Here is a 23,120-nt window from a genome sequence, read left to right on the forward strand (position 1 = left end):
GACCATGGGTATGCGGTACCTGAAGATGGCCCTAGGCGACAACTTCGTCATGGTCATACCGGCTGGCTGTAGCAGTGTCATCCAAGGCATATCTCCCAGGTCAGGGATATACGCGCCCGTACTCAACACAGTGTTCGCCGCTGCAGCGGCGGCTGCTGCAGGCATGAAGGCTGGCTTCGAATCCATCGGGAAGAAGGATGTAGAGGTAGTCGTGTGGGCTGGCGACGGTGGGACCGGTGATATAGGTTTCCAGGCTCTAAGCGGTGCCGCCGAGAGAAACGACGACATACTCTATATCTGTGTGGACAACGAGGCATACATGAACACCGGCATCCAGAGGAGCAGCCTAACACCCTACGGAGCATGGACCACTACCACGTGGACCGGGAAGAGGGAGCACAAGAAGAACATCCCCCTAATACTCATAGCACACGGAGTCAGGTATGTGGCCACAGCCTCCGTCGGATACCCCACGGATGTCATAGACAAGATCAAGAAGGCGTCAAAGATAAGGGGCTTCAAATACATACACCTCCTATCACCATGTCCCGTCGGGTGGAGATTCGACCCAGCGCTAACAGGAGAGATAGGCCAGCTAGCCGTGAAGACAGGCCTCTTCCCACTATTCGAGTACGTAGACGGGAAATTCCAGTTGTCGCCAATAGGGAGGCGGTACAAGGATCCCTCCAAGCGAGTCCCCGTAATAGAGTACTTGAAGCTTCAGGGCAGGTTCAAGCACCTGCTTAACAAGCCCGAGGAAATCAAGAAGATAGAAGAATACATAGACAGTATCTGGTATATGATCGACGTGCTAGAAAACGCCTTCGACCCCAAGAAGGAAGCCGAAAGACTCCTAAGAGCACTCTAAAACACCACACCCATAATCCCGCACCATTTCTCCTACCCCAAAGTCCTCCCTGGAGGTAAAGTTGATAAACTCGCTGAATCAATTTCAAAGGGCATGGACGGGCCGGTAGCTCAGCCTGGAAGAGCGCTCGGCTTGCACCCGAGAGGCCCCGGGTTCAAATCCCGGCCGGTCCACCAATTCAACCCCATAGTTTAGCGGTGCTTGTGATTCTCAGCAATACTCGATAATTCAAAAACGCCTAATCATTATCATTATTATCAGATCCTGAAGCGGTCCTAAGCCAACTCTGAGTGATTGGCATCTAGAACCCTCAATTCAACTCCTAACGTTGTTATTCCTCTACAAGCGAAGCTACTACGTCGTATAGGCTTGGGTCCCGTTCTTTTAACCGATCGAGACTCCAGGGCAGCCATCCGCCTTGTGACACGCTTCTCAGGACGTTGCGTATCCACGAGTCGTATATCTTAGAGCAATTATTAAAGTTCTTACAGCTATTTTGGATAAATTGTTTCACGGCCAGGAGCGCCTCATCAATATCCAATCTCTTCACGTTAACAAGATACCTGGAGATAACATAGAGAATTAGCCGGGCTCTCCCGTCAGGGACGCCCTTCTCGATAATCCTCTCAACCCAGGAATACCGCTCTAAGAGTCTCCTGTAACCGCGCGGCGCCTCGCATAACCTGGGGTCGCTGCACATCTCTGATAGGAAGCGTCTCACAGCCTCTCTACAGGCCTCCTCGCCTTCAAGACAAGCCTCGACAAGGCCGCGGTAGGCTTCAGCCAACACCACACCCTGTAGAGGGATCGGGCATGTAATCCTTATTAAACCAGGAGTGGCGAGATAATCTATCTGGGATGGATAGCCGGGTCGTCTAGCGGCCAAGGATGCGGGGCTCTGGATAACGGCTCCCCTGGCTGGGGGGTCGTTAGGGGATCCCCCGTGACCGGGGTTCGAATCCCCGCCCGGCTACCACCAAAATCCTAAACCCTATGCGATAGGCGCCTGTGACCGTAAAAGCTAAAACACTAGTGGGATGATCCATTAGTCAATCGAATAGCAACCCTCTTGCAGGGGGTGAGGGCCCGTAGCTCAGCCCGGTAGAGCGCCCGGCTGATAACCGGGCGGTCGGGGGTTCGAATCCCCCCGGGCCCACCAACAGAGGCGGTTGAATGGCCCGGGTCTTCTTACGTGGAGCCGCTCACAGATTCTACTCTTATCTATTGTCTGTATAGTTATATTGATTTTCGCCAAATCTGGCCTGGTAGAGTATGTTTTGACGATCTTGGAGCCTATCATTAAGAAACTAATATAACATAGCGGCGTAACCATACTACTGGGGAAGGATTATGGTTATCGCCATGATCTTGGCTGGTGGTTATGGGAAGAGGCTTAGGCCCCTGACGCTGGAGATACCGAAGCCCCTAGTGAAGGTTGGCGACAAGGCTGTTATCGAGTATCAGATAGAGTGGCTCAAGTATTATGGAATTGACGAGATAGTCGTGCTAGCCGGTTATCTCAAGGAGAAAATCATAGAACACCTTGGAAGCGGGTTGAAGTATGGAGTCTCTATAACCTACGTTGTAGAGGACGAGCCCCTGGGTACTGGGGGGGCCTTGAAGAACGCCAGCAGTATAATAAAGCGTGGCGAGACCGTTGTCATCGTCAATGGAGACGTGATAACGAACCTCGACCCGATAAAACTAGTAGAGGACGTCAAGAGCAGAGAGGTCATAGCCACCATCGCCGCGGTCCCGCTGAGGAGTCCCTACGGTATCCTATCCATTAACGAGGACAAGAGGCTGATCGTCGATTTCAAGGAGAAGCCGGTGTTACACGAGTACTGGATAAACGGTGGGGTCTATGCGTTCAAGTCCGACATTGTAGAGTATCTGCCGGAGTACGGTGATATCGAGAAGACGGCGTTCCCGGAGTTGGCTGCGAGGGGCTTGCTCGGCGTGATAAAGTACAACACGCCTCCATACTATTGGAAGTCGATCGACACTCACAAGGACTTGGAAGAGGCTGCTAAGGAGTTGCAGGCTATTGGCGGGTTACTGGGCAGTCTATCGGGAAGGTCCTAGTATTCCCCTCTACTCTCCGTATTCTCCCAGCTGGTCTAGCACGAGCTCATAGTACTCTTCCTTGGCACTCTCCAGGTCCTCTGGGCTACCCTGCGTCTTCCTAACCTGGCTGACTACCTTTGTGGTCACGACCTTGTGCTTCTCGTCGGCCTTCCTGACAACCCTATACTTCTCTAGGTCCTTCTCAGTAGCCTCCATCTCATACCCGCATCTGCGGCATTTCAGGTAGATCTTGTCTCCTTTCTTTATGGGGAACATGGGGCCGCCGCACTTAGGACAGTACTTCATTCTACACCACCCTTAGATCGAGTTTCTAACGGCCAAAACGGCATAGAATGATAGGAGCTTATATTTCTTTGGGTCGGGCGCCCTAGAAGGGTCTTAGATAAGAGATAGGAAACTAGTCCCTCTTCCGCCACGGTACTCTCCCTTGATATTGAGCTTGTAGCCACAACGGGGACAGGTGTTTCCCTTCTCTAGTTTCCAGGAGACTATGGTGAAGCCTATCCTCTCTATGACTCGGTAGCCGCATTTCGGACAGTACGTGTGCTCTAGGGGGTGGGGGGCGACGTTTCCTATGTAAACATGGACTAGGCCCTCGTCCATTGCTATACTGGCTAGCTTCTCCAACGTCTCCAAAGGCGTTGGCGGGTAGTCCATCATCTTGTAGTCGGGGTGGAACCTCAGGAGGTGGAATGGCGTCTCCGGGCCAAGGTTCTCCACTATCCATTTCGATAGCCTACGTACATCCTCTTCCCTATCCCCGACCCTGGGTATGACGAGGTTTGTTATCTCTATGAACCATCCATTGTCCTTCATCGCGAGTATAGTGTTGAAGATCTTCTCCGGGTCTAGAACGCCTATAAACTTCCTGTAGAACTCCCTGTTGCCCCCACCCTTGAAGTCAACTGTAGCTGCATCCATTAACCCCCCTATCTCGTCTATCGCTTCGGGCGTGGCATAGCCGTTGGTAACCATCGTATTAAACAGGCCGTGCTTCTTAGCTAGCTTCGAGGTATCATACATGAACTCGAAGAAGATAGTCGGCTCGTTATAGGTATAGGAGATTCCGTCGGCGCCGTACTCTAAGGCCGCATCTACTACCTCCTCCGGGGTCCTGTAGACTCCATACAGGCCCTTCTCTAGCCTGCTCTGGCTGATAACCCAGTTCTGGCAGAATTTGCAGAAGAAGTTGCATCCAACCGTGGATATGCTAAGCACCCTGCTCCCCGGGTAGAAGTGGTAGAGGGGCTTCTTCTCTATGGGATCCACATTCATAGCAGTCAACAAACCGTAGACCAGCGTGTAGAGCTTACCGTCTATGTTCTTCCTCACGCCACAAGCCCCGTAACGGCCCGGAGCTATGACGCACCTCTTCTCGCACAGGTTACACTTGACCCATCCAGGCCTATCGGGCACAGGTTCCCATAATGCCGCTGGCCTCACATTGGGCCTAGCTAGCGTGCTAATCCTCCTACCAGCTGGCTTGGATGGAACCATTTCACCCCGCCCTCCGTAGATAGTAGTAGTTGCTCGGGGGTCTTCTTCCTTATACGGCCTCTAAAGGCGAGCTTGTAACCGCACTTCCAGCATCTCTCATCGTCGAGGACCTCAAGGGCCCTTAACACGCCCTCGTCCCGTGAGGCTATTGGAGCCTTGCATCTGGGACAGTATGTATCTAGTCTTGAGTATAGGTCATTGTGTATATAGACGTATGGCATCCTCCTCTTGAGCTCCTCGTACAGGTCCCTCAGGGGACCCCCTCCTTTATGGTCTTCGATGAACACGTGTACCGGCCTCTCGGAGCCACTTAGCGCTAGCACTAGTGGATGCAGCCTCCAGAAACTAGGCTCTTTTATGTAAGCCGATACCTCTATCCAGGGCTTCTCAACTTCTAGTAAATCATAGATCAGCCTTATGGCTTCACCTGGCACCGCCGGGTCGACCGAGTAGTCTTTCATGTAGTCTATTACCGCAAAGTCCAGTCTCTCCACTACGCTAGGGCTCGATAGACCCAGCGTACGGGCCCCCACGCGGAATCCGTGCCTCTTAAAGGCTTCAATTAAATCCAACAACTCGTCCTCTCCGAGCGAGTTCAACGGTTCTAGTCCGTCGAGGAATACGGCATCTACCCTCCACTGGCGCGCCTTATACAGGATCAGACTGGTATCAACGGGCATCAGGGCTAGCCGGCTTCCGTCGCCGAAGACGCATATTGGGAATCCTTCGCATTCGAACAGAGTGCCGGCGTGGCCGGCCAGGGCTATCCTGAGTATGACCCCGCCCGGAGTATAATGATATAGGGGTATCGCCTCGGCCGAGCTCAAGCCCAGCATCGCTACTGGAATCATCGTGCTTCCTTGCTCTTCCCTTGGCACTACTCGGTTAACCTCCTCTAGGCTTACATGGGCGTCTACAGTTAATTTCCTTGACATCCCATACATTTGGAACAGGTGTGGGGTCTATGGCCGTAATTATAGCGGGGCCGAGCCCTGCCAGCGCAGAGTTAGCCTGGAGCATCGCTGACGCCGCCGGCGTTAGAATAGTTGATCTGGACTGGAAGAGGTTCCCCGATGGAGAGCACTATGTACGTGTTAGAGGTGATGTACGGGGGGAGGATGTGTTCGTGGTTCAGACTATGAGTCCTCCTCAGAACGACTCCCTGGTTCAGGCGCTGCTACTCGCCGATGCAGCCATCGGTATGGGGGCTGAGAGGGTTCGATTGATAGCGCCGTACCTGGCTTATTCCAGGCAGGATAGGAGGTTTCTAGAAGGTGAGCCTGTGAGTGTTGAGGTAGTCTTGAAGAGTCTTAGATGTGCTGGCTATGACTGGCTCCTGACTGTCGAAGTCCACAAGGAGGAGTCGTTGAAGGCGTTCGATGGCGAGGCCTACAACCTTTCTCCGTACGAGTATATGGCTGGGAGGATCAATGTCAGAGGCGATATCCTTGTTCTCGCCCCTGATGTTGGGGCTCTCGATAGAGCCAGGCGTTTGGCCGGTGCGTTGGATGCGGAGTACGACTATCTGGTGAAGCACAGGGATCGTATCACGGGGGAGATAGTGGTTGAGCCCAAGGAGATCCCTGCTCGGGGTAAGACGGTGGTTCTCGTTGATGATATCATAAGTACTGGGGGGACCCTGGCGAAGGCGGCCTCTATGCTTTTGAGCCAGGGAGCCGAGAGGATCTATGCCCTCGTTGCCCACGCGCTCATGGTGGGTGGGGCCCTGGAGAAGTTGTCTAGGGCTGGGATAACGAAGATCTATGCCGCGAACACGCTTCCAGCGAAGAGCCACGAGATTATAGAGTATGTCGATGTCGGGCCTCTAATAGCTGAGAGCCTCCCGGTGTAGTTAATGCCGGTGAAATCCTCTACTCTAGGGGAATACTATGCGTTGCTCAGCGGTGAGCATCCTAGGATGCCCCTGGCAGAGTTGCAGGCGCTATTAGAGACTAGGCTTGACGGGTACATTACGTTTTCCAGCGAGGGTATAGCGGTCTTCCACTCCACGAAGGATCCGACACCGTTGTCTTCGTGGGCTGGCTGGGTTAAGGAAGTTGGCAGAGTCTACGGGGTTGTCGAAGCTGAGTTCTCGGAGCTGATGGAGTTTGCGCATCGGCTACACGAGTCTGGGATAAGATTTAAAAGTATATATATTAAAAAATTTAGAGGATATTCCTGTCACGTGGACGGGAGGACTGTGAAGAATGCGTATAGAGTACTACTGAACGCGGGGGCTTCTAGAGACCTTAGGGTATTCATAACCGAGGGCATCTCGGTAATTGGAAGCGTTCTAGGTAGACAGGACACACGCGCCTTCAATTCCCGGAAGCCCGGTAAGAGGCCGTTCTTCAAACCAGGACCTCTAAGCCCACAGCTATCCCGGGTAATGGTTAACCTCTCACGGTTGAAGCCGGGTGATATCTTCCTAGATCCCTTCTGCGGTACAGGCGGGTTCGTCATTGAAGCCTGCCTATTAGACGCCTCCCGGTGCATATGCGGCGATATAGCCCCCGAGATGGTTAGGGGCTCTGTAGTCAACATGAAGCACTTCAACCTCTATGACAGGGTAACCGTTCTAAGGCAGAACTCGGGGAGCATGCCCCTAAGCGATGAGAGCGTCGATGCCATTGCCACTGATCCCCCTTACGGACGGTCAACTACTACAGCTAGAAAAACCTATAGCGAATTGGTTAGAGGATTCCTAAGGGAGTCGTATCGTGTATTGAGGAGTGGGGGCTACATAGTGTACGCAGGCCCCTATAGGGAGGAACCCTGGAGGATCGCCGAGGAAGCTGGCTTCTCGGTTATCGACAGGTTCCACATGTACGTCCACTCGACTCTCATAAGAGAGGTTGTCGTCGCTAGGAAGTGAAACGGGGTATGGCTGGCCTGATAAACCTGGTGATGCTGGGTAGTGGAGGCGTAATGCCGACACGCGAGAGGCTGACCCCCAGCGTACTCGTCTATGACTGGAACGGATACACCCTGTTACTTGATGCTGGTGAGGGCGCTCAACTCCGGCTTCACAGGACTCCGAGGAGTGTTCACGATCTAGACGCTATAATAGTGACGCACGAGCATGGGGATCACGTCAACGGGTTAGCCGGGCTCCTTCAATCAATGGCCGTTTCCAGGAGGAGGAGGCCGTTATCTATAATCGGGCCTTCCACAGTAGTCGAGTTCGCCAGGGACCTACTCGAAGCGACTAGCACCAGGTTGGGCTTCGAGATCAGCTATGTAACGCTTTCGGGGACCGGATCGATGCCCTTATACAGGAGTGGAGGCGACGTTCTAGAGCTCAAATGGGCTCCGTCATGCCATACTAACGATTCACTGGCTTATCGGGTTGAATGGAGGACCCGGCCACGCATAGACAAGTCAATGCTGAACGCTTTGGGCTTGAAGCCGGGTCCCTGGATTAAAGAACTGGTCGAGAGGGGATCAGCTAATGTTAACGGGAGAAGGGTTAAGCTAGAAGATATCTCTAGCCACTATTTCGAGGCTTCAATCGTATACACTGGCGACACAGCACCCTGCCAGCCTGTTATCGAGCTATCGAGCAATGCCGTCATTTTATTGCATGAAGCCACCTATGGCTCGGATATGGAGGATGAGGCTATATCACGAGGACACTCGACTGCTGAGCACGCCGCTCTTGTAGCCTTGGAAGCCGGGGTTCGTAACCTTGTGCTCTTCCACGTGAGCCCACGTTATCGCGGGAGAGATGCTAGGAAGCTCTATCTGGAGGCTAAGAGGCTTTTCAATAGAACCGTCCTCTCCTGGGATATGATGCGCGTCTCCCTGGGCCCGTTAAGGAGGATAGTCTAGCTCGAATAGGGGTTTGCCCTTGCTCGTCGGCGGCGCTAGCCAGTCTAGGACTTTCCTGGGCTCCGGGTGTTCTATTGTGACTCGTACTGCCCCCATCGGCGATTCGAAGTCGCCCGACACGAAGCTTAACCTGCCGGCGTATAGGGCTTGCTTGTGTAGGTTGAATACTAGCTTGTCTTGCGTTAAACCCTTCTTCATAGCGCTCCTGGCGGCGTCTAGGATCCTCTCAACTCTGAGCAGTCTCCTAAGCCTCTCCAGGCTCTCTAGTCTTGAGGACGTTGCCAGAACGCGTCTATAGTGGTTCTCCTCGACGATTATATCGTCTGGGTCGATCACGTTTAGTATCGCGGATTTAACCTTTTCAACGTCCTCCGTGGGGCGGGCCTCCGCCTCCACTACAATTCTTACCCTCTTCATAGATTATCATCCTCGCAATACGACGGGCATGCTCTAGGGCCTCTTCGAGGGGTCCCTCGTTTACTACCATGTAGTCGGCCATGGCTATAGCGTTGCCGATCCCGTATTCGAGGTTCTTCGAGTCCCTGAGGGTTAAATCCTCCCACCCCCTTATATCGTCCCTTCTACGCCTAGCCATGAGCCTCCTATACCTTGTCACGGGGCTTGCATGAACGGCTACTATACAGAGGCGGCCATGGCGCGATAGAACCCTGGCTTCTTCGAGACTGCGGAGCCCGTCGACGACCACGGGACCCCCTATGCCCTCTAGTTCCCTTGCTAGGAGAACCGCTACTGCTGCCATGCCCAGTTCCTGTCTGAGGAGTGTTGCCACCTCCTCGACGTTCTCCACAGTAACCTCCATTCCCCGTCTAGCGACTTCTCTCCGGACCACATCGCCCATACTCAGTAGAGGCGCCTTCATTGCCTCCGCTATGCGCCTGGCTATAGTGCTCTTCCCGCTTCCAGGCATTCCAGTGACTGCTACTATTAGTCTAGCCAATCCTCTCCTCGTCCCTCCACAGAGTTTATTTAAATCATAAAGGCTTGATAAGCACAATGTTCTCGGCTGGTGTAGCTGGAGTTGGCATATGGAGGTAGAATCAGGACCTTTATAGCCATCGATATAGAGGACCCGTTACTGCTATCGCGTATCGAGAGGCTTAAAGATACTATAGCCTCAACCGGCGTGCCCATGAAACTCGTCGAGACCGGGAATATCCATCTCACGCTACGCTTCATAGGCGAGATATCCAGGGATAGGGTCGACGAGATTATTGAGAGCGTGCTCAAACCCCTGAGGGGAGAGCCCTTCAAGATCTCCCTCAAGGGCCTAGGAGCGTTCCCTAGCATAAACAGGCCTAGAGTGGTTTGGATCGGCGTTGAGAAGGGAGCTGATAGGTTGAAGAGGCTTAAGGAGGCGATCGAAGACGCCATGGCCGGGATAGGATTCCCGCGGGATAGGCCGGGTTTCGTACCCCACATAACGCTGGCCAGGATAAAGGGGAGCCGTAACCTCCCTCTTCTCGTCAGGGTGTTGAGCGAGTACCAGGACTATGAGATAGGCGAGACCACCGTGTACAATGTTAGGTTGAAGAAGAGTACTCTGACGCGGTCGGGGCCCATATACGAGACCCTGTGGGAGGTCCGCCTCGGTTGACATGCGGCCGCAGAGGTGATGTCGAAGAGAGTGTTTTAAGCGTTATAAAACCCAGTCAACGGCAACTAACAATACTCGGAAACTTCTACAGGACCATATATAGTATACTATCCAAGTGCGTCGAGGAAAGCGGCTACAAGGCAAGCATAATGCCTGTCGGGAGCTTCGCCAAGGACACGCTAACCAGCGATAAGTGGGAGCTCGACGTCTTCATCCTATTCAAGAACGTTACAGACGATTGGATCTACAGTAAAGCCGAGAACCTCCTCGAATCATGCCTGAGAGGAAAACTACCCTTCGTGGCCAAATACGCCCAACACCCCTACGTCACAGTCCAATTAATGGGCCTAGAAGCCGATATAGTGCCTGCCATAGAAACCGAGAGGCCGAGGAAGCGGGGATTAGGAGTCGAGAGAACCCCCTTCCACACCCTATACGTATCCTCTAAACTCGACGAATGCCAGAAGGACGAAGTCCGGCTACTGAAAGCATTCCTAAAAGGGCTTGGAATCTACGGCGCCGAGGTCAGGACACAGGGATTCAGCGGATACCTATCAGAGCTATTAGTAATAAACTATGGAAGCTTCCACGGCATCCTCTCAGCGGCTAGCTCGTGGAAACCCCCCATATACATCGACCCAGAGGGTATCGGGGACAAAGAATACCTACTATCAAAGTACCGGGATAGCCCGCTGATAGTAGTCGATCCTGTCGACCCAGAGCGCAACGCCGCGGCCGCCGTCAGTATGAAATCGCTCGCCACATTCGTGATCGCAGCCAAAATGTACCTCGAAAGGCCAGGCAGAGAATACTTCTATCCATTCGCCAAGCGAGCCGATATACTAGCCCCAATAGACATAGTCACGGTAACATGTAGCGGCGATTACAGCAGCAATCCCCCGGAGAGCATCTGGGGTAGAGCTAAGAGAGCCGCCAAAGACCTCGCCGCCACGCTCGGTGACAACGACTTCCAAGTGCTATATTACTCGTACTATACAGACGAGTACACAGTAGCCCGTATAGGTATAGGCCTAGTCGAAGCAAAGCTCCCCCCTTATAGCATCGTAGAGGGTCCCTCCGCTTGGGCTAGCCGGGACGATATCATAAAGTACGTCAGGAAGAGACTGGAAAGAGGCGAAGTCTACTGGATCAACGATCGGGGACGACTCTCAGCACTCAAGAAGAGGAGATTTACAGACGCCGGGAACCTAGTTGAACACTGGATAGACAGTAGGGGGGCGGATATCCTGAAGGCGAGTAAATGCACCGTGTCCATAGCTTCTTGTGGCGGAGAGACCAACTCTGAGCTATGCTATCCTATGAAGGAGTGGATGACGCTTTGATCGTAGAGAACATAGAAGACTGCACACATACTCTCCCGCTAGACGCTGCAAACACACTCTCAAGCCTATGTTATCCTGATAGAGCCGGGTGCTCGGGGATCCTGGCAAGCCTAAGCAACTCCGGAATTGAGGGGCTATGCTATTCGCCTGGTCGAGGCCGGTACCCTGGTGTGATAGGGAAGGGTCATTCCTCGATAGTGGCTCTAGCCTTGTATAGGGGGAGTCCTGTAGCGGTAAAGATAAGGAGGACCGATTCTAAACGAGAGAATCTTCGTCTCGAAGGTCGAAGACTCTTTCAAGCGAGCGTTCACGGGGCGACTCCTAGGCCCTACTATTTCGATGATAACGTGATTGTAATGGAGTATGTTAGGGGACCACATCTAGTGGAGTACATTGATGTTAACCCCGTTTACGCGGTCAAGGAAGCTCTACTAGCGGCTAGAGCCCTTGACTGCGCCTATATTCTACATGAAGAGTTGAACAGGCCCTGGTGGCACATACGCTTTACCAGAACGGGAGGAAAGGCCTTGATCCTCGACCTCGACTCAGCCCATAGAGGGTGTGGAAATGTAGTCAAACTAGTCTCAGGGCTCCTGTCTAGATTTCGTGACGGCGTGTCCTTCTTGAGGGGGATGCGGGAACTCCTCAGACAGTATAGCAATAGTTGTAGCTACGATTTATACTACTTAATATTCGATAAAATAATGGGTTTCCTCCGAGGGCTTTACGCGGGTTAGAGATTAACGTCGCCAGCCACGCCAGCGCCCTCGGAACCGGTTACCTGCTCCTGGATTATACCCCTACTCAAGTCGTGAGCCGTCCTTATCTGCTCCTCGACAACATGCTTCCTAGGCCTCAGCCTCGGTAATGGTTTTTCCACTATATCATACAAGTCGACGAACTTCCTCCAGTGCATCACCTGGATCCTCTTGGGCTTGAGTTCTATTCTCCTGTTGCATCCTGGGCAGACAAGGCCGTCGTGGCCGCTGAGGGCCTTCGAGGGGGTTGGTACCCCGCTGAACTTTGCTTTATTCGATTTATCCCCTATAGAGTAGTTGTAGAATATTACGCCGCAATGCGAGCAGACTACTAATATCACCCCCATCCCCTTCGACGCATTTACCATGTCTATCCCCCAGAATCGCGTGGCAGGGTAATACCGTGGCGGGATCGACCTACTTTAGGGGATAGGGCCGGTATACCCAATGAACCTACTATAAACCCACTTGGAAACGTATACCTTAACCTGGAAATGTACACCTTAACCAGTTCAATATACTCTATAATATCAGAGTACTCCAAGGATAAGTTAGGTTTATAGGATCCAATACCAATCAGAGCTACACGGCTAGGCATGGGGCCGTCGTCTAGCCTGGCTAGGATGCCAGCCTGGGGAACACATCCCCAAGGAGGGAGAGTCCGGATCGCTGGTGGTCCCGGGTTCAAATCCCGGCGGCCCCACCATGATTTAATAACCCAGACTTCAATCCAGGACGAGAATGGGGTGTGGAAGCCGAATGCCGGAGACCGTATTCAAAGTCAAGGCGGGAGACAAGGAGATAGAGATAAACGAGGAAATCCTAGCCGTGCTGCAACGCTACGTCAAGACCAACATGACCCTTGAAGAACTAGCTAAGAGGCTCGGACTCGACGGATGGGAGGAGGCCTATGACTTTATTAAAAACGTGCCAGCCTGGATCCTGTGGATCCAGCCCACACTATGGAAGACGCTGAAGGCCATGAAGAGCGTGAAGGAAGAGATAGGGTAATACCCTTTAGCCAAAAGCTCCTCTTAGCCACGGCAAGCCATCCCAAAAGGCGATGACCTAGCGTTCCAGCACTGACCTAGCCCGGGGGGATGAAGTCTCCTTCCGCCCCTTGGGAGCCCCATGCTATTTAAATGCCATACAGCGCATCATAGCAGTTGAGTGAACCCCGGTCCCGTGCGAAGAGCCGGACCCCGTGGTCTCGGGGCTATATGTGCACGGGGCGGGTCACTCCCGGCCCTCTCTAACATTATAACCGGTTCAAAGCCGAGTCTAGCATGGGTGGATGATTTAGGTGACCCGGTACATAATCATGGTAGGGCCCGCAGGCAGCGGGAAATCCACCTTAGCCAGGTTTCTATGGAGCCTGTCAAGCGAGAGGGGTTCTAAGACCATTCTCGTGAACTTTGACCCGGCTGCCGAGGCTCTACCCTACGATCCACATGTCGACATCAGGGACTATGTCACTGCCAAGGACTTCATCAAGAAGGGATTGGGACCTAATGGGGCTCTCATAGCATCTGTAGCCTCGCTGATCAACTACGTGGACGATGTCAAGTCGAGGATTGAAGAGTATGTAGCCGACATAGCAATAATAGATACTCCGGGACAGTTAGAGCTATTCGCGTACAGATCCAGTGGACCCATAATAGTGAGGTCGATCGTCGGCGAATGGCCGAGCGCCACATTATACCTAATAGACGCCCCCTTCTTTGAAGACCCCCTCTCGATCGTATCCGCCCTCTCACTGGCTTCCAGCGTCGCGGTCAGGATGGGCTTACCCCAGGTTAATGTAGCCAGTAAAGCCGATCTTCTCCTGCCAGAGGTGATAGACGAGGTGCTCCCTCGGCTAAGCGAGGAGGGATACCTAGAATCGCTGATCAGCTCGCTGGAAGGCGTTGACGCGACTATCAGGATCCTTGCACTACGCCTGGCAGAGGCTTTGACCGAGTCCGGGTTTATAGGACAGGTACTGCCGGTGTCAATATACCAGGATGATAGTATAAAGGCCGTCTATGCTAAGCTACTCCAGATAATAGCCCAGGGAGAGGAGCCGGGCTTGGAACCCTCAACAGCCAGCAATGGAGGATAGCAATGGCTTAAGCATTATAACCCCGCTCATACCAGTCCCCCTTATGGCGCCACGAGGCGCTGTATCCCCTGGGACAGTCGATAGGTGATGGCTAGGGTTGGAAGAGAAGCAACTCGAAGCCCAGATCGACGAAAAACAACTACTCCGTAGAGCCGAGGAGCTCCGGGAAAAGATAATCGAGGTAAAAACGCAGAGGAGGCAGTTAATCGATGAGATACGTAAGCTCAGGGAACAGCGGAGAAAGTTAATCGATGAGAAGCGCGTGCTCCTCGACGAGCTAAAGAAGCTTAGAGCCGAGAGGAAGAGCTTGATCGAGGAGCTTGAAGGCTTGAAAAAGAAGAGGAACGAGGTGGCCGAAGAACTCAAGCAGAAGAGGGAGCAGTTGAAGCTGGCCAAGCAGATAGCCGAGAAAGAGGGTGACGTGGCCAAGATAAGCCTGAGGAAGCTCCAGAGGAGGCTTGAAGAGCTTGAATGGAGGCAAATGACTAGTGTACTGTCTCCCGAGGAGGAGAGAAGGATTATCGAGAGGATAGAACGGTTGGAGGAGATGATCGAGAGGGTCAGGAAGGCTCGGGAGCAGGTACTGTCTGTCATGGAGTTGGAGGCAGAGGTTAAGGCGCTGAGGATGCAGCTAAAGGAGCTGAACCAGAGGATTAACGAGATACGTGAATCCATAGGGAGGATAAAGGAGCAACTGCAGACCCTATCCCCCAAGTATGATGAGATGAATAACCAGGTTGACGCTCTGTCCAGGGAGATCGAGGAGAGGAGCCAGCTCATAGATGACCTGTCAAAGCAGCTCGACGAGCTATACAATGAATACCGGGAGACGATGATTAAGCTTAAGGAGCTAAAAGTGGCGAGAGAGCAGGGCATTAAGCTTGAACTAATTGAAAAGAAGAGACAGGAGATTAAAGAGAAGCTTGAGCGGGGAGAGTCACTGACGCTCGAAGAGTTAAAGATACTGTACGGCGAATTCTAACGCCGCCTCGGGAGGACAGCTGTCTGAGGTCCCGATATATTTAAGCCTAGCATTGTTTAAGATAACACGGGCCCGTTGGATAACGGTATTGTAGCCCTGGTGAACCGAGGAGTTGGATAAAAACGGCAAGAGGAAGCCGTTGATTCTAGTGATCGATATAGATGACGATATAGGGGAAATACTCGGGAAAAAAGTTATCATAGGTTATGATAATGTAAAGGAGGCTGTGATCGAATACGGCGGCAAGAGGCCGGAGGACGCTGATGTCAACGCCATGCTGGCTGGCTTGAAGCTTTACAGGGAGCTGGAGGAGCGGGGATATAACCCGGAGATAGCCGTCTTAGGGGGCCATAGAGTTGATAGCCTGGAGGCCCAGAGGAACATAAAACAAGAGGTCGCCAGGCTAGTTAATTCGATTAATGAGCCGGTAGAGTTTTATATAGTAAGTGATGGTGAGGACGAGTTCATAATATCCCAGTTGCTACACGAGTACGGCTCTATAGCTGGCTTCTACAGGGTTATAGTAGAGCAGCATCTGGGCATCGAGGGCGGCTATCTTCTCATACTGAGGTATCTCAAAAAAGCCGTGGAGGATCCGAGGTATTCGAGGTACCTAGTTGGGATACCCGGGATAGGGCTACTGGTTATTGGACTGACAGCGCTTTTTAACGTGGCATATCTCGCTCTAGAGCTGTTGGTACTCGTAGTTGGTTTTGCAATGATCATCAGGGGCTTTAACCTGGAGAAGCCCTTAGAGGATAGAATCAGCGGCTTATTGCAGGCTATATGGGAGAGGCCCTATTTCTACGCGGTTGGGCTCCTAATGTTCCTGCTCTTCTCGCTTACATCACTCTATACAATGTACCAGGCTATCGAGAAATACGGGTATACCATAAAGGCCGCAATCGAGATCTCAAAGACATCGATACCCATACTGTCTGCCGGTGTAATATCCTACCTGCTGATATCAAGGGTGTTCACGAAGGCAAGCCTAGGCAACTTAAACCTGTTCCACGAAGCCGCTGGCATGGTGGTAACGGTAGCAATCGCCCTGGCATTCTATAACATGGGTCTCTACATGGAGAGCGTGCCGTCCAACGAGGAAATCGCGCTGCACTCTTTCGTCGACAGTGGCTTCATCCAGTACGTGATTATCGGGACAGGCGTGGCCGCTTTAATAGAACTTGTGCGAAGAGTGGTATACAGAGAGTAGGACTACCGGCCGAAGTTCTTTGGAAGCATACTATACCACTTGAGCGCCTCGTCGATCTCCTTCCTGGTTAAATCAGGCCATAGAGTATCAGTCGCGTATAGCTCCGCATAGTCTGCCCTCAGTGGTAGGAAGCCGCTTAGCCTGGGGTACCCGCCTGTTCTAATGACTAGGTCCAGCCTGGGATGGACTAGGATGGATGAGGGGGTGTATCCCTTCTCTGCCGCCTCTATCTCGTACTCCCCCGAGTAGCAGTATAGTATCGTCACTGTATAGGGCGTGTGCCAGCGTGTCTTCATCATGATCCTAAATGCTTCGTCCTTTATCTCGTTGCCCACCAGCTGCGGCTTCCCCAAAACCACTATACGGGCTTTTCCGCTCTTCACCTTATTGTGGTTGAGGACGCGTTCAAATGCTATCCTAGAGATCTTCTTTAGGATCTCGATTTCCAGCCTCGATCTCCTTCTGCAGTTATCCAGGCTCATTGCGAATACCGTAATATACCCCACTCCTCTATCGGAGAGGTAGTCAACTGCATCCATTAGGACGTCGAGGCCCCTTAGATACGCTGAGTAAAGGTCGACGCCGTTCCTCTGAGCCCATCTCCTATTGCCATCTGGTATCAGGCCTACGTGATTCGGCAACACCATAGCGGCCACCATCGAGTCGAGTTAGCGATCCCACCTGGAACCGTTCCCAATTACACCCGACGGGAGGGATAATAATAATTCTTCGCAGCGTCTCTCCCTTTGGAAAGGGTCGGTCTATAGTGCAGGGAAAGATCTGCGGGTACAAGGCTAGAGTCGCCGTTGCAACTAAGAACAGCGTCAAGCTCAGGGCCGTCGAGAAAGCCTTCAAGAGGTATTGCAACGTTAACAGTGTCGTCTCCGTCGACCCGCCCCCTATCAGCAAGCAACCGCATGGTGCCTTGGACGTAGTAGCCGGTGCCTTAGCTAGGGCTGAGAGAGCTTATTCCGAGGGGGATTTTGGGGTTGGGATAGAGGCTGGGCCGATAGAATTCTATGCTTCCCATGGCTACATTGAAACCCAGATTGCAGTAGTCATAGGACCAGGTAACCGGGTTAGCGTTGGCCTCAGTCCCTCCTTTGAGGTGCCTCAGATGGTTGTCGATGGCATGCTAGATGGAGTCGAGTTAGCTGAACTCGTCCCGGTCAAGCGGCGAGGAGATATCGGCGAGGGAGTTGGCTATATAGGGATCGTAACTCGCGGCTATATAACAAGGCAGGATCTGACAGAGGCAGCCGTGGTAATGGCCCTCGCCCCGTGGATTGGAGGCTTTCACTACGAACTACAGACTATTGAAGAATTAAAAAGAAAAGTTTTATACAGTACCCGATAAAACGGCATTAACCCTTTAAAGCAGTCCATGCTCCCGAGTTCCATGGCTACAGGAGAGGTGTAGGCGTAGATGGGAGTCTACCAATGGCGCGACCACAAGAAACCAAGTGGAGCTAAGAAGAACTGGTACTACAAGGTTAAGAGGAAGTATGCTATGGGCAGATTCTTCATCCCAGCCGTACTATCTTCTAGCGAGGAACGAAAACTGATCCGAGCCCGTGGAGGTAATTTCAAGGTAAGAGCAAGGAAAGTTGCCTACGCCATCGTATCTGATCCTGAGAAAGGGGTCTCGAAGAAGGCTAGAATCCTGAGGGTGCTAGAGACTCCTGCGAACAGGGAGTACGCCAGGCGTCAGATAATAGTTAAAGGAGCCATCATAGAGACCACAGAGGGTAAAGCTGTTGTCACGTCCAGGCCAGGGCAGGACGGCGTTATAAACGCGGTGCTCCTCAAGGAGAAGTAATGGTGTCCTCCCTTTGAGTAGAGACTACAAGGGGAGGTACACGGTAGTTTATCCCTCCTATATTGATAGGCGACTCCCCAGACGGCTTGGTAGGAAGATTCCCCGGGAGCTTGCAGTCCCGGGTCCACGCCTAGAGGAAATATATGAGGCGGCTAAGGAGCTTGGGCTAGAGCCTATCGTCGACGAGAATGCCTCGTACCCGCGTACATGGTTCCACGAGAGGGGTAGGGTTATCGTTATAAAAAAATACAGTAAACTAGATATATTGAAAAATATATCTAGATATATTAATAACAGGAGAAAGAGGAGTAAGCGTATATAACATAATATAAGCGCTAGACCCGGTATACCACGGCTATTCCGTCAAATAGACTCCCAACCGTTCTCGAATATAAAGCGGGTCCCCCCACCGCCTCCAACCGGTGGGCCGGTTGGAAACCAGGAAACTACTGCTGGGTAGCGTAGCTGCGGTGACCCGATCAGGATATATAATAGTAGAAATAAATAATCCAAATATGAGAATAAAGATCGGTGGACGAGTCGAAGACGGTAAAGGCGTTGAAATAGGCAAAATAATAGACTTGATCGGAAACATAGAGAAGCCCTACGCTGTGATCAAACCAGCAAAGGAAACAAGCATCCCAAGCAAAGGAGACCAGGTATACATGATACTCCAAAGGAGGCGGAAGGGGGGTAAAAGGAGGAAGGGTGGAGCGAGGAGTGCACGCAGAGGAGAGAAAACCAGAGGAGTGCACGCAGGAAGATATCATAGTCACTCCCGAAGGGATAAGGGTATGCGCAAAAGACGGTAGGGTCCTGAGCAGCGTCGACTTCGATGATAGGCCCGAGTGGAGAACATTCCCTAAAAAGGGGGAATCGAAGGGGCTCCAAAGGAGTTCTAGGCCCCTAACGTTCTCGTACCACAACGCTGGCGTTGGAGCGGAACTAAAGATAAGGAGGAAGAGGGGGTTCAGCAGGTCCTCGGCTAGGCTAGTCAACGCCAGAAGGGGCTTCTACAGGGTATCGGCCTCGCGGAGGGAGAGAGCTCAGATAGAGACTTTTACTCTAATGCACAGGATAGTGGGCCAACTCGATATACCTAAGTACGCCTCTGTAACAGAGGTCGCTGGACGGATCATAAAGAGATACCTTGAGATGAGGCGTGCCGAAGGCGAGATGGCGAATAAGACTACTATAATAAACTCAAGGGAGAAGCTGGCCCTCGTCATCGCGGCGGTTAGAAAGGCCCTGGCTCTGCATAACCTCCCCGTAGGAGAGAGTGAGTTGTACGAAGCCGCCGCCAATGAGGCCCCCGAGGCGAGGTCGCCGAGCTTCAAACGGTATGTGTGGAAGATTATGACTAAGATAAATAGTTACGGGATCGTGCCCCCGGTCCACTATAGCTACTCCAGTATATCCGGGGTCCAGAACCGGTTGAAGAGAATCGACCGTTATATCATAAGGCTTCTCGACGAGCTAGACCTACCGATGACGCTTAGACTCCCGGCGAACAAATTCCTCGAAACGGTCATGAAGACCGGTAAAAGCCTCTACGGCAGGAAGCCTGAAGCCATAGCGGCGGCCGTGGTATACCTTATAGCTAGGCTACATGGATTTGAACACGTAACTCAGAAGACCGTCGCTAACGTCTATAAGCTGAGTGAGGCTAATGTTAGGAAGACCTTCCGATACCTACTAGAGGATACAGTTATAATAGTTGGCGTGTAAACCTCTCCGACAACAACCCCTAATATGCCCTGAAAGAGGACTAGCTCCTAGGGCGATGTGCGGGATAGATATATAGGCCGTATAACCATATACTTATCAATACGGCCGCAGGCCAGCTTAAAGAATCCAATAACGCCCCTGTATGGAAGGTGTGGCGAGAGATTGGCTGGAATCGGCGAGCTGGAGAAGAAGGCCCTCGAACTGATTGAAAATAGTGAGGGTGGCGTTCTTCAAAGCGATCTATGGAAGATGTTAGGCCTGGATAGTCGCGAGGGCTCCAGGCTGGTCCTGAGGCTGGTTAAGAAGGGCTTAGTTAAGCGTGAACAGGTCTCTGTAAAAGGCCGTAGAACGTATAAGCTAACGCTTGCAAAGACCGTGGCTGAACCGGTTACAATAAAGATAGACATATCGAGTATACTCGATATACCATGCACTACATGTCCTTATATAAACGAGTGCGGGCCGAAGAACTTTCACGATCCAGCCACATGCCCCTTCCTGGAAGCCTGGATCTCGTATAGGCTCAGGGAGGGTAAGAGGCCTATACGGAGGCCAGCAAAAGTTTAACAAGGCTAGCGTACGGGGCGCTCGTCCTGATAGCTATCGGGGAATAATGACTCCTACACACTGCGTGGCCCTCAGATCTTAGCAGGCTTACCAGCTTGTCTATAGGGGGCATGCTCTTCCGGGCGAAGGATGCTATTTGGTCGATAGAGACGTGTAGGATTCGATCTTCCAGGCTCGACTCGCATTCCAGTAACCCAAGGAGTCTGAGGCCCCTCTCTACTGTGGCTAGGTATCTTCGTTCCTTCAATTCTTTGATGGCCTCTCTTATAAACGAGGCGTTATTCATCGACGAGATCCATAGAGGGCCTATTCTCTCTGGCCTCGAATAGGATATGCATGCTGGGGGTTCCTCTAATATGTAGGTTCTTTTATCTCCCCTACAGTAGTGGGCGTGGCCGATGCTGTTCTCTAGCATCTTGTCCGCCTTCCGGGCGCCTCTCCTCACAATCACATATGCTCTGAAGTAATGGTCCGCGTAGTATGAGAGTACTGGTTCGATATACTTATCATGGGAAGCGGCTACACGGGCTATGTAGCCTAGGAGGATCCTTAACCCTATCTCTTTGGATTCTGGAGCTTTCACTAGGTCGACGCCATACCTCCGCCTGGCCGCCCTCCTCTTAGACCCCTCTAGGACTGCTAAGTCGGTCGCCGTAACAGCGAGCAGGCCATAGTTACCGATGACAGACAGCGCCGCGTCGAGGTATGGAGCCGGACTGCCGAAGGGATCTATGTCTATGACGAGGGGAGGCTTCTCTAGCAGGCTGCGCGTAGCTAGTAGTAGCTCCCTAGCGTCCAGCCAATAGACCCTGGCTCTCCCGGCTAGCTTGTTTAAATTAATGTTTCTACCGGTTATCTCCACTGCACACCCGTCTATATCCCCCATGACAACCCTGTGTGGCCCCTCCACTTCCAGCGCGTACCTGACCCCCCTGACTCCCGTCGCTGTTAGGGGCTCAACTATGATAAACTCTGGCAGAGGCGCTAGTAGCCTGGCATAGGCTGCTATGGCTACGACGCTTAGATCCCTGTTGAAAACCATTCTTGGATTGTAGAAGACCTCCAGCCATGCTGGTTCGAGGCCGTGAGGCGCTATAGCCCTATCCAGGTCTGGAACGTATATCAGGGCTTTCCCTTCCCTTATCAGAGAGTTTGCAGCACAGGCTTTCTGCAACCGCATGCACCTCTTTAAGCAACCTATCCCTGTTCTCTGGGGTGACCTCGATTATCGTAGAGTTAGCTGCGACTAGACTATAGACTGTTGGATCCCTTACCCTGAGCTTCCTATGAACAACGCCTACAAGGGACTTATCCGATTTCAAGACGCTTATTATAGCCTCCCGTAGTTCTTCGACCACAAGCTCCATGGGGCCGATCTCATCAACTACGATAACATCTGCCTCCACAAGAGCCCTCTTGAGGGCTTCCACCCCGATTTCCACTACGTCCCTCCGTACGACGCCGTACCGGCCTATACGCTGCCCTGGATAGCCCTTCTTAGCCAGCCATCCGCTCCTCCCGGTGGCGGCATCCACGATCTTGAATCCTATGCGCGTCCCAGTCCCCGACCGTACCTCTGGAGCAAATATACCGCCTATCCTACAATCCGAGTCGGCTAGAACGTCGACTATCCTCTTGACTATAGTACTCTTACCGGTACCAGGGTTCCCCGTGTAGAATATTCTACGCGCGGCGCACGGTCTCATAACTGCTCCCTGTTCGATCTGGTTAAACGCTTTACAAACTCTACCAACTCGTTTGATGTGATTACGGTAACGTCTTCCTTCTCAAGCTCTCTAGCGGTCCTCGCGTCATCAACGACAACGGCTTTATCGTCTATGTTTAGGACGTCGGCCATCTTACTCATGTAGACAGACTTCTCATAGAGGGTTTTCACGCTCTCCCTCTTACCCTGGACCGTGAAAACGACTCTTGCATCGTTTATAGATCCACCTATGTCTATCGCCGTCCTCTTTACATGAACAACCCTAAACCCCGCCTCCACCAGCCTCGACGCGGTCTCTTCTTCGAGCTTTGTATCAAAGGGCTTCAGAAGCCTTGGTTCTGGCAGGTTCGTTGCCTCGAACACGTCGCAGGGAGCTACAACCTCCTCTCCGAGTATCTTGATCAGCTTCTCGGCCCTGTCAATACTGGGGTCTAGCTTGCCCCTTTCGTAGTCGTACACAGCTTTCCTAGAAGTGTTCAACGCGGCTGCTAGGTCCCCTAGGCTGAAGCCCTTCTCAAGACGCTTCTCTCTAAGCTTGACTGGGTTGACCCTGACCTTGTAGCTCCCCCTTGACTCGAAGACGTAGACAGGCTCCCTTCCGCTGAGTAGGCCTTCGAGAGTCTCAGGCGAGATCACTTTGACCCCGCTCTTCTCATAGGCCACTCCCTCGACGAGCTCCACACCCTCTTTATCCTTGGCTATCATGATGGGGGCCGAATCTAGTACCGAGGCGAGGAATAGGAGTTCCTGTACCTCACTCTTGGGTATTTCCGCGACATCTCTAGCTACTTTGACTAGCAAACGCTTACCTCCAGGTAGTCTCACGGCTAGGTCGATGCTCCTCCTCTCCATGCTCCTAGGGTACTCTAGTACTGCCACCTCCTCGGCGTAACGGTAGAGTATCGCTAGGGTCCTGTATAGTATATCTTTAGCCTCTAGCTTCATAATCCATTATTCCCCGTATGGATACTATAGTGCCTGGAG

General features: G+C 52.3%; 29 protein-coding genes and 4 tRNA genes. 22 read left to right on the top strand and 11 right to left on the bottom strand.

Annotated elements, in window-relative coordinates:
- Both F7C38_07875 and F7C38_07880 read left to right on the top strand, forming a co-directional pair.
- Nucleotides 1-868, top strand: an 868-nt coding sequence (locus F7C38_07875; protein ID MCE4601455.1) for a 3-methyl-2-oxobutanoate dehydrogenase subunit beta, incomplete at its 5' end; no start/stop codon positions are given.
- Between the two features lie 99 nt (nt 869-967).
- Nucleotides 968-1,044: transfer RNA gene (locus F7C38_07880), tRNA-Ala, on the top strand.
- A 155-nt stretch (nt 1,045-1,199) separates the two neighbouring features.
- Here F7C38_07880 and priX read toward each other — a convergent pair.
- On the bottom strand, nt 1,200-1,655 hold the full coding sequence (gene priX / locus F7C38_07885; GenBank protein MCE4601456.1) for a DNA primase noncatalytic subunit PriX: 456 nt from the start codon (nt 1,653-1,655) through the stop codon (nt 1,200-1,202).
- Between the two features lie 77 nt (nt 1,656-1,732).
- On the opposite strand from priX, the gene F7C38_07890 reads away from it, so the two are divergent.
- From F7C38_07890 to F7C38_07900, 3 genes are all read left to right on the top strand, one after another.
- Nucleotides 1,733-1,844 (top strand) — tRNA-Gln (locus F7C38_07890).
- 106 nt (nt 1,845-1,950) lie between these two features.
- A tRNA-Ile gene (locus F7C38_07895) sits at nt 1,951-2,027 on the top strand.
- A gap of 191 nt (nt 2,028-2,218) precedes the next feature.
- On the top strand, nt 2,219-2,953 hold the full coding sequence (locus F7C38_07900; GenBank protein MCE4601457.1) for a nucleotidyltransferase family protein: 735 nt from the start codon (nt 2,219-2,221) through the stop codon (nt 2,951-2,953).
- Nucleotides 2,954-2,962: 9 nt separating this feature from the next.
- On the opposite strand, the gene F7C38_07905 is transcribed toward F7C38_07900, so the two are convergent.
- From F7C38_07905 to F7C38_07915, 3 genes are all read right to left on the bottom strand, one after another.
- Complete coding sequence (locus F7C38_07905; protein MCE4601458.1) at nt 2,963-3,241, bottom strand: transcription elongation factor; 279 nt, start codon at nt 3,239-3,241, stop codon at nt 2,963-2,965.
- A 93-nt stretch (nt 3,242-3,334) separates the two neighbouring features.
- Nucleotides 3,335-4,453 carry an AmmeMemoRadiSam system radical SAM enzyme gene (gene amrS / locus F7C38_07910; GenBank protein ID MCE4601459.1) on the bottom strand — a complete coding sequence of 373 codons (1,119 nt, stop codon included), beginning with the start codon at nt 4,451-4,453 and terminating at the stop codon, nt 3,335-3,337.
- Nucleotides 4,411-5,388 (bottom strand): hypothetical protein, encoded by a 978-nt coding sequence (locus F7C38_07915; GenBank protein ID MCE4601460.1) that lies wholly within the window; start codon nt 5,386-5,388, stop codon nt 4,411-4,413. Before F7C38_07915 ends, amrS begins: the two co-directional genes overlap by 43 nt.
- 29 nt (nt 5,389-5,417) lie before the next feature.
- Here F7C38_07915 and F7C38_07920 point away from each other — a divergent pair, with 29 nt between their 5' ends.
- Genes F7C38_07920 through F7C38_07930 form a run of 3 tightly spaced genes read left to right on the top strand, consistent with a single transcriptional unit; the run spans nt 5,418 to nt 8,284 of the window.
- Complete coding sequence (locus tag F7C38_07920; protein ID MCE4601461.1) at nt 5,418-6,305, top strand: ribose-phosphate pyrophosphokinase; 888 nt, start codon at nt 5,418-5,420, stop codon at nt 6,303-6,305.
- 3 nt (nt 6,306-6,308) lie between these two features.
- On the top strand, nt 6,309-7,328 hold the full coding sequence (locus F7C38_07925; GenBank protein ID MCE4601462.1) for a methyltransferase domain-containing protein: 1,020 nt from the start codon (nt 6,309-6,311) through the stop codon (nt 7,326-7,328).
- 8 nt (nt 7,329-7,336) lie between these two features.
- Complete coding sequence (locus F7C38_07930) at nt 7,337-8,284, top strand: MBL fold metallo-hydrolase (GenBank protein ID MCE4601463.1); 948 nt, start codon at nt 7,337-7,339, stop codon at nt 8,282-8,284.
- On the opposite strand, the gene F7C38_07935 is transcribed toward F7C38_07930, so the two are convergent.
- Both F7C38_07935 and F7C38_07940 read right to left on the bottom strand, forming a co-directional pair.
- Nucleotides 8,267-8,701: a hypothetical protein gene (locus tag F7C38_07935; protein ID MCE4601464.1), complete on the bottom strand. Its 435-nt coding sequence runs from the start codon at nt 8,699-8,701 to the stop codon at nt 8,267-8,269. The two genes, F7C38_07930 and F7C38_07935, sit on opposite strands and share 18 nt — an antisense overlap.
- On the bottom strand, nt 8,646-9,242 hold the full coding sequence (locus F7C38_07940; protein MCE4601465.1) for an AAA family ATPase: 597 nt from the start codon (nt 9,240-9,242) through the stop codon (nt 8,646-8,648). Before F7C38_07940 ends, F7C38_07935 begins: the two co-directional genes overlap by 56 nt.
- Nucleotides 9,243-9,323: 81 nt before the next feature.
- Here F7C38_07940 and thpR point away from each other — a divergent pair, with 81 nt between their 5' ends.
- Genes thpR through F7C38_07955 form a run of 3 tightly spaced genes read left to right on the top strand, consistent with a single transcriptional unit; the run spans nt 9,324 to nt 11,979 of the window.
- Nucleotides 9,324-9,899, top strand: coding sequence for an RNA 2',3'-cyclic phosphodiesterase (gene thpR, locus F7C38_07945; GenBank protein MCE4601466.1), 576 nt, complete (start codon nt 9,324-9,326; stop codon nt 9,897-9,899).
- On the top strand, nt 9,896-11,242 hold the full coding sequence (gene cca / locus F7C38_07950) for a CCA tRNA nucleotidyltransferase (GenBank protein MCE4601467.1): 1,347 nt from the start codon (nt 9,896-9,898) through the stop codon (nt 11,240-11,242). The genes thpR and cca overlap by 4 nt, the downstream gene beginning before the upstream one ends.
- Nucleotides 11,239-11,979, top strand: coding sequence for a hypothetical protein (locus tag F7C38_07955; GenBank protein ID MCE4601468.1), 741 nt, complete (start codon nt 11,239-11,241; stop codon nt 11,977-11,979). Before cca ends, F7C38_07955 begins: the two co-directional genes overlap by 4 nt.
- On the opposite strand, the gene F7C38_07960 is transcribed toward F7C38_07955, so the two are convergent.
- Nucleotides 11,976-12,368: a hypothetical protein gene (locus F7C38_07960; protein MCE4601469.1), complete on the bottom strand. Its 393-nt coding sequence runs from the start codon at nt 12,366-12,368 to the stop codon at nt 11,976-11,978. The two genes, F7C38_07955 and F7C38_07960, sit on opposite strands and share 4 nt — an antisense overlap.
- Before the next feature lie 230 nt (nt 12,369-12,598).
- Between F7C38_07960 and F7C38_07965 the strand changes: the two genes are divergently transcribed.
- The 5 genes from F7C38_07965 (at nt 12,599) to F7C38_07985 (ending at nt 16,296) form a co-directional block, all read left to right on the top strand.
- Nucleotides 12,599-12,706 (top strand) — tRNA-Pro (locus F7C38_07965).
- Between the two features lie 53 nt (nt 12,707-12,759).
- Nucleotides 12,760-13,011, top strand: a complete 252-nt coding sequence (locus tag F7C38_07970) for a hypothetical protein (GenBank protein MCE4601470.1) — start codon at nt 12,760-12,762, stop codon at nt 13,009-13,011.
- A gap of 292 nt (nt 13,012-13,303) precedes the next feature.
- Entirely contained in the window at nt 13,304-14,101 is a 798-nt protein-coding gene (locus tag F7C38_07975) for an ATP/GTP-binding protein (GenBank protein ID MCE4601471.1), read from the top strand.
- Nucleotides 14,102-14,198: 97 nt separating this feature from the next.
- Nucleotides 14,199-15,083, top strand: a complete 885-nt coding sequence (locus F7C38_07980) for a hypothetical protein (protein MCE4601472.1) — start codon at nt 14,199-14,201, stop codon at nt 15,081-15,083.
- Between the two features lie 112 nt (nt 15,084-15,195).
- Nucleotides 15,196-16,296 carry a DUF373 family protein gene (locus F7C38_07985; GenBank protein MCE4601473.1) on the top strand — a complete coding sequence of 367 codons (1,101 nt, stop codon included), beginning with the start codon at nt 15,196-15,198 and terminating at the stop codon, nt 16,294-16,296.
- A gap of 2 nt (nt 16,297-16,298) precedes the next feature.
- Here the strand turns inward: F7C38_07985 and F7C38_07990 are convergent, their stop codons facing one another.
- On the bottom strand, nt 16,299-16,943 hold the full coding sequence (locus tag F7C38_07990; protein MCE4601474.1) for an undecaprenyl diphosphate synthase family protein: 645 nt from the start codon (nt 16,941-16,943) through the stop codon (nt 16,299-16,301).
- A gap of 119 nt (nt 16,944-17,062) precedes the next feature.
- Between F7C38_07990 and F7C38_07995 the strand changes: the two genes are divergently transcribed.
- From F7C38_07995 to F7C38_08020, 6 genes are all read left to right on the top strand, one after another.
- Complete coding sequence (locus tag F7C38_07995) at nt 17,063-17,653, top strand: DUF84 family protein (GenBank protein ID MCE4601475.1); 591 nt, start codon at nt 17,063-17,065, stop codon at nt 17,651-17,653.
- 69 nt (nt 17,654-17,722) lie between these two features.
- Nucleotides 17,723-18,115: a 30S ribosomal protein S8e gene (locus tag F7C38_08000; protein MCE4601476.1), complete on the top strand. Its 393-nt coding sequence runs from the start codon at nt 17,723-17,725 to the stop codon at nt 18,113-18,115.
- A 13-nt stretch (nt 18,116-18,128) separates the two neighbouring features.
- A complete protein-coding gene (locus F7C38_08005; protein ID MCE4601477.1) occupies nt 18,129-18,437 on the top strand; it encodes a signal recognition particle protein Srp19 in 309 nt (102 codons plus the stop codon).
- 109 nt (nt 18,438-18,546) lie between these two features.
- Complete coding sequence (locus F7C38_08010) at nt 18,547-18,927, top strand: hypothetical protein (GenBank protein MCE4601478.1); 381 nt, start codon at nt 18,547-18,549, stop codon at nt 18,925-18,927.
- Complete coding sequence (locus F7C38_08015) at nt 18,836-19,843, top strand: hypothetical protein (protein ID MCE4601479.1); 1,008 nt, start codon at nt 18,836-18,838, stop codon at nt 19,841-19,843. Before F7C38_08010 ends, F7C38_08015 begins: the two co-directional genes overlap by 92 nt.
- Nucleotides 19,844-20,005: 162 nt before the next feature.
- Nucleotides 20,006-20,410, top strand: a complete 405-nt coding sequence (locus tag F7C38_08020; GenBank protein ID MCE4601480.1) for an Lrp/AsnC family transcriptional regulator — start codon at nt 20,006-20,008, stop codon at nt 20,408-20,410.
- On the opposite strand, the gene F7C38_08025 is transcribed toward F7C38_08020, so the two are convergent.
- The 3 genes from F7C38_08025 to F7C38_08035 are packed head-to-tail and all read right to left on the bottom strand — an operon-like array spanning nt 20,385 to nt 23,081.
- Nucleotides 20,385-21,584 carry a tRNA (guanine(26)-N(2))-dimethyltransferase gene (locus F7C38_08025; protein ID MCE4601481.1) on the bottom strand — a complete coding sequence of 400 codons (1,200 nt, stop codon included), beginning with the start codon at nt 21,582-21,584 and terminating at the stop codon, nt 20,385-20,387. The genes F7C38_08020 and F7C38_08025 overlap by 26 nt on opposite strands.
- Nucleotides 21,511-22,116, bottom strand: a complete 606-nt coding sequence (locus tag F7C38_08030; protein MCE4601482.1) for an NTPase — start codon at nt 22,114-22,116, stop codon at nt 21,511-21,513. The genes F7C38_08025 and F7C38_08030 overlap by 74 nt, the downstream gene beginning before the upstream one ends.
- Nucleotides 22,113-23,081: a helix-turn-helix domain-containing protein gene (locus tag F7C38_08035; GenBank protein ID MCE4601483.1), complete on the bottom strand. Its 969-nt coding sequence runs from the start codon at nt 23,079-23,081 to the stop codon at nt 22,113-22,115. Before F7C38_08035 ends, F7C38_08030 begins: the two co-directional genes overlap by 4 nt.
- Nucleotides 23,082-23,120: the final 39 nt, after the last annotated feature.

Source organism: Candidatus Thermodiscus eudorianus (assembly GCA_015521085.1).
Lineage (GTDB): Archaea > Thermoproteota > Thermoprotei_A > Sulfolobales > Acidilobaceae > Thermodiscus > Thermodiscus eudorianus.

Excerpts from the sequence above, each read along its gene's own strand:
- F7C38_07900 (MCE4601457.1), top strand. The coding sequence starts at position 2,219 with ATGGTTATCGCCATGATCTTGGCTGGTGGTTATGGGAAGAGGCTTAGG.
- F7C38_07905 (MCE4601458.1), bottom strand. The coding sequence starts at position 3,241 with ATGAAGTACTGTCCTAAGTGCGGCGGCCCCATGTTCCCCATAAAGAAA.
- amrS (MCE4601459.1), bottom strand. The coding sequence starts at position 4,453 with ATGGTTCCATCCAAGCCAGCTGGTAGGAGGATTAGCACGCTAGCTAGG.
- F7C38_07915 (MCE4601460.1), bottom strand. The coding sequence starts at position 5,388 with ATGTCAAGGAAATTAACTGTAGACGCCCATGTAAGCCTAGAGGAGGTT.
- F7C38_07920 (MCE4601461.1), top strand. The coding sequence starts at position 5,418 with ATGGCCGTAATTATAGCGGGGCCGAGCCCTGCCAGCGCAGAGTTAGCC.
- F7C38_07925 (MCE4601462.1), top strand. The coding sequence starts at position 6,309 with ATGCCGGTGAAATCCTCTACTCTAGGGGAATACTATGCGTTGCTCAGC.
- F7C38_07930 (MCE4601463.1), top strand. The coding sequence starts at position 7,337 with ATGGCTGGCCTGATAAACCTGGTGATGCTGGGTAGTGGAGGCGTAATG.
- F7C38_07935 (MCE4601464.1), bottom strand. The coding sequence starts at position 8,701 with ATGAAGAGGGTAAGAATTGTAGTGGAGGCGGAGGCCCGCCCCACGGAG.
- F7C38_07960 (MCE4601469.1), bottom strand. The coding sequence starts at position 12,368 with ATGGTAAATGCGTCGAAGGGGATGGGGGTGATATTAGTAGTCTGCTCG.
- F7C38_07970 (MCE4601470.1), top strand. The coding sequence starts at position 12,760 with ATGCCGGAGACCGTATTCAAAGTCAAGGCGGGAGACAAGGAGATAGAG.
- F7C38_07990 (MCE4601474.1), bottom strand. The coding sequence starts at position 16,943 with ATGGTGTTGCCGAATCACGTAGGCCTGATACCAGATGGCAATAGGAGA.
- F7C38_08000 (MCE4601476.1), top strand. The coding sequence starts at position 17,723 with ATGGGAGTCTACCAATGGCGCGACCACAAGAAACCAAGTGGAGCTAAG.
- F7C38_08030 (MCE4601482.1), bottom strand. The coding sequence starts at position 22,116 with ATGAGACCGTGCGCCGCGCGTAGAATATTCTACACGGGGAACCCTGGT.
- F7C38_08035 (MCE4601483.1), bottom strand. The coding sequence starts at position 23,081 with ATGAAGCTAGAGGCTAAAGATATACTATACAGGACCCTAGCGATACTC.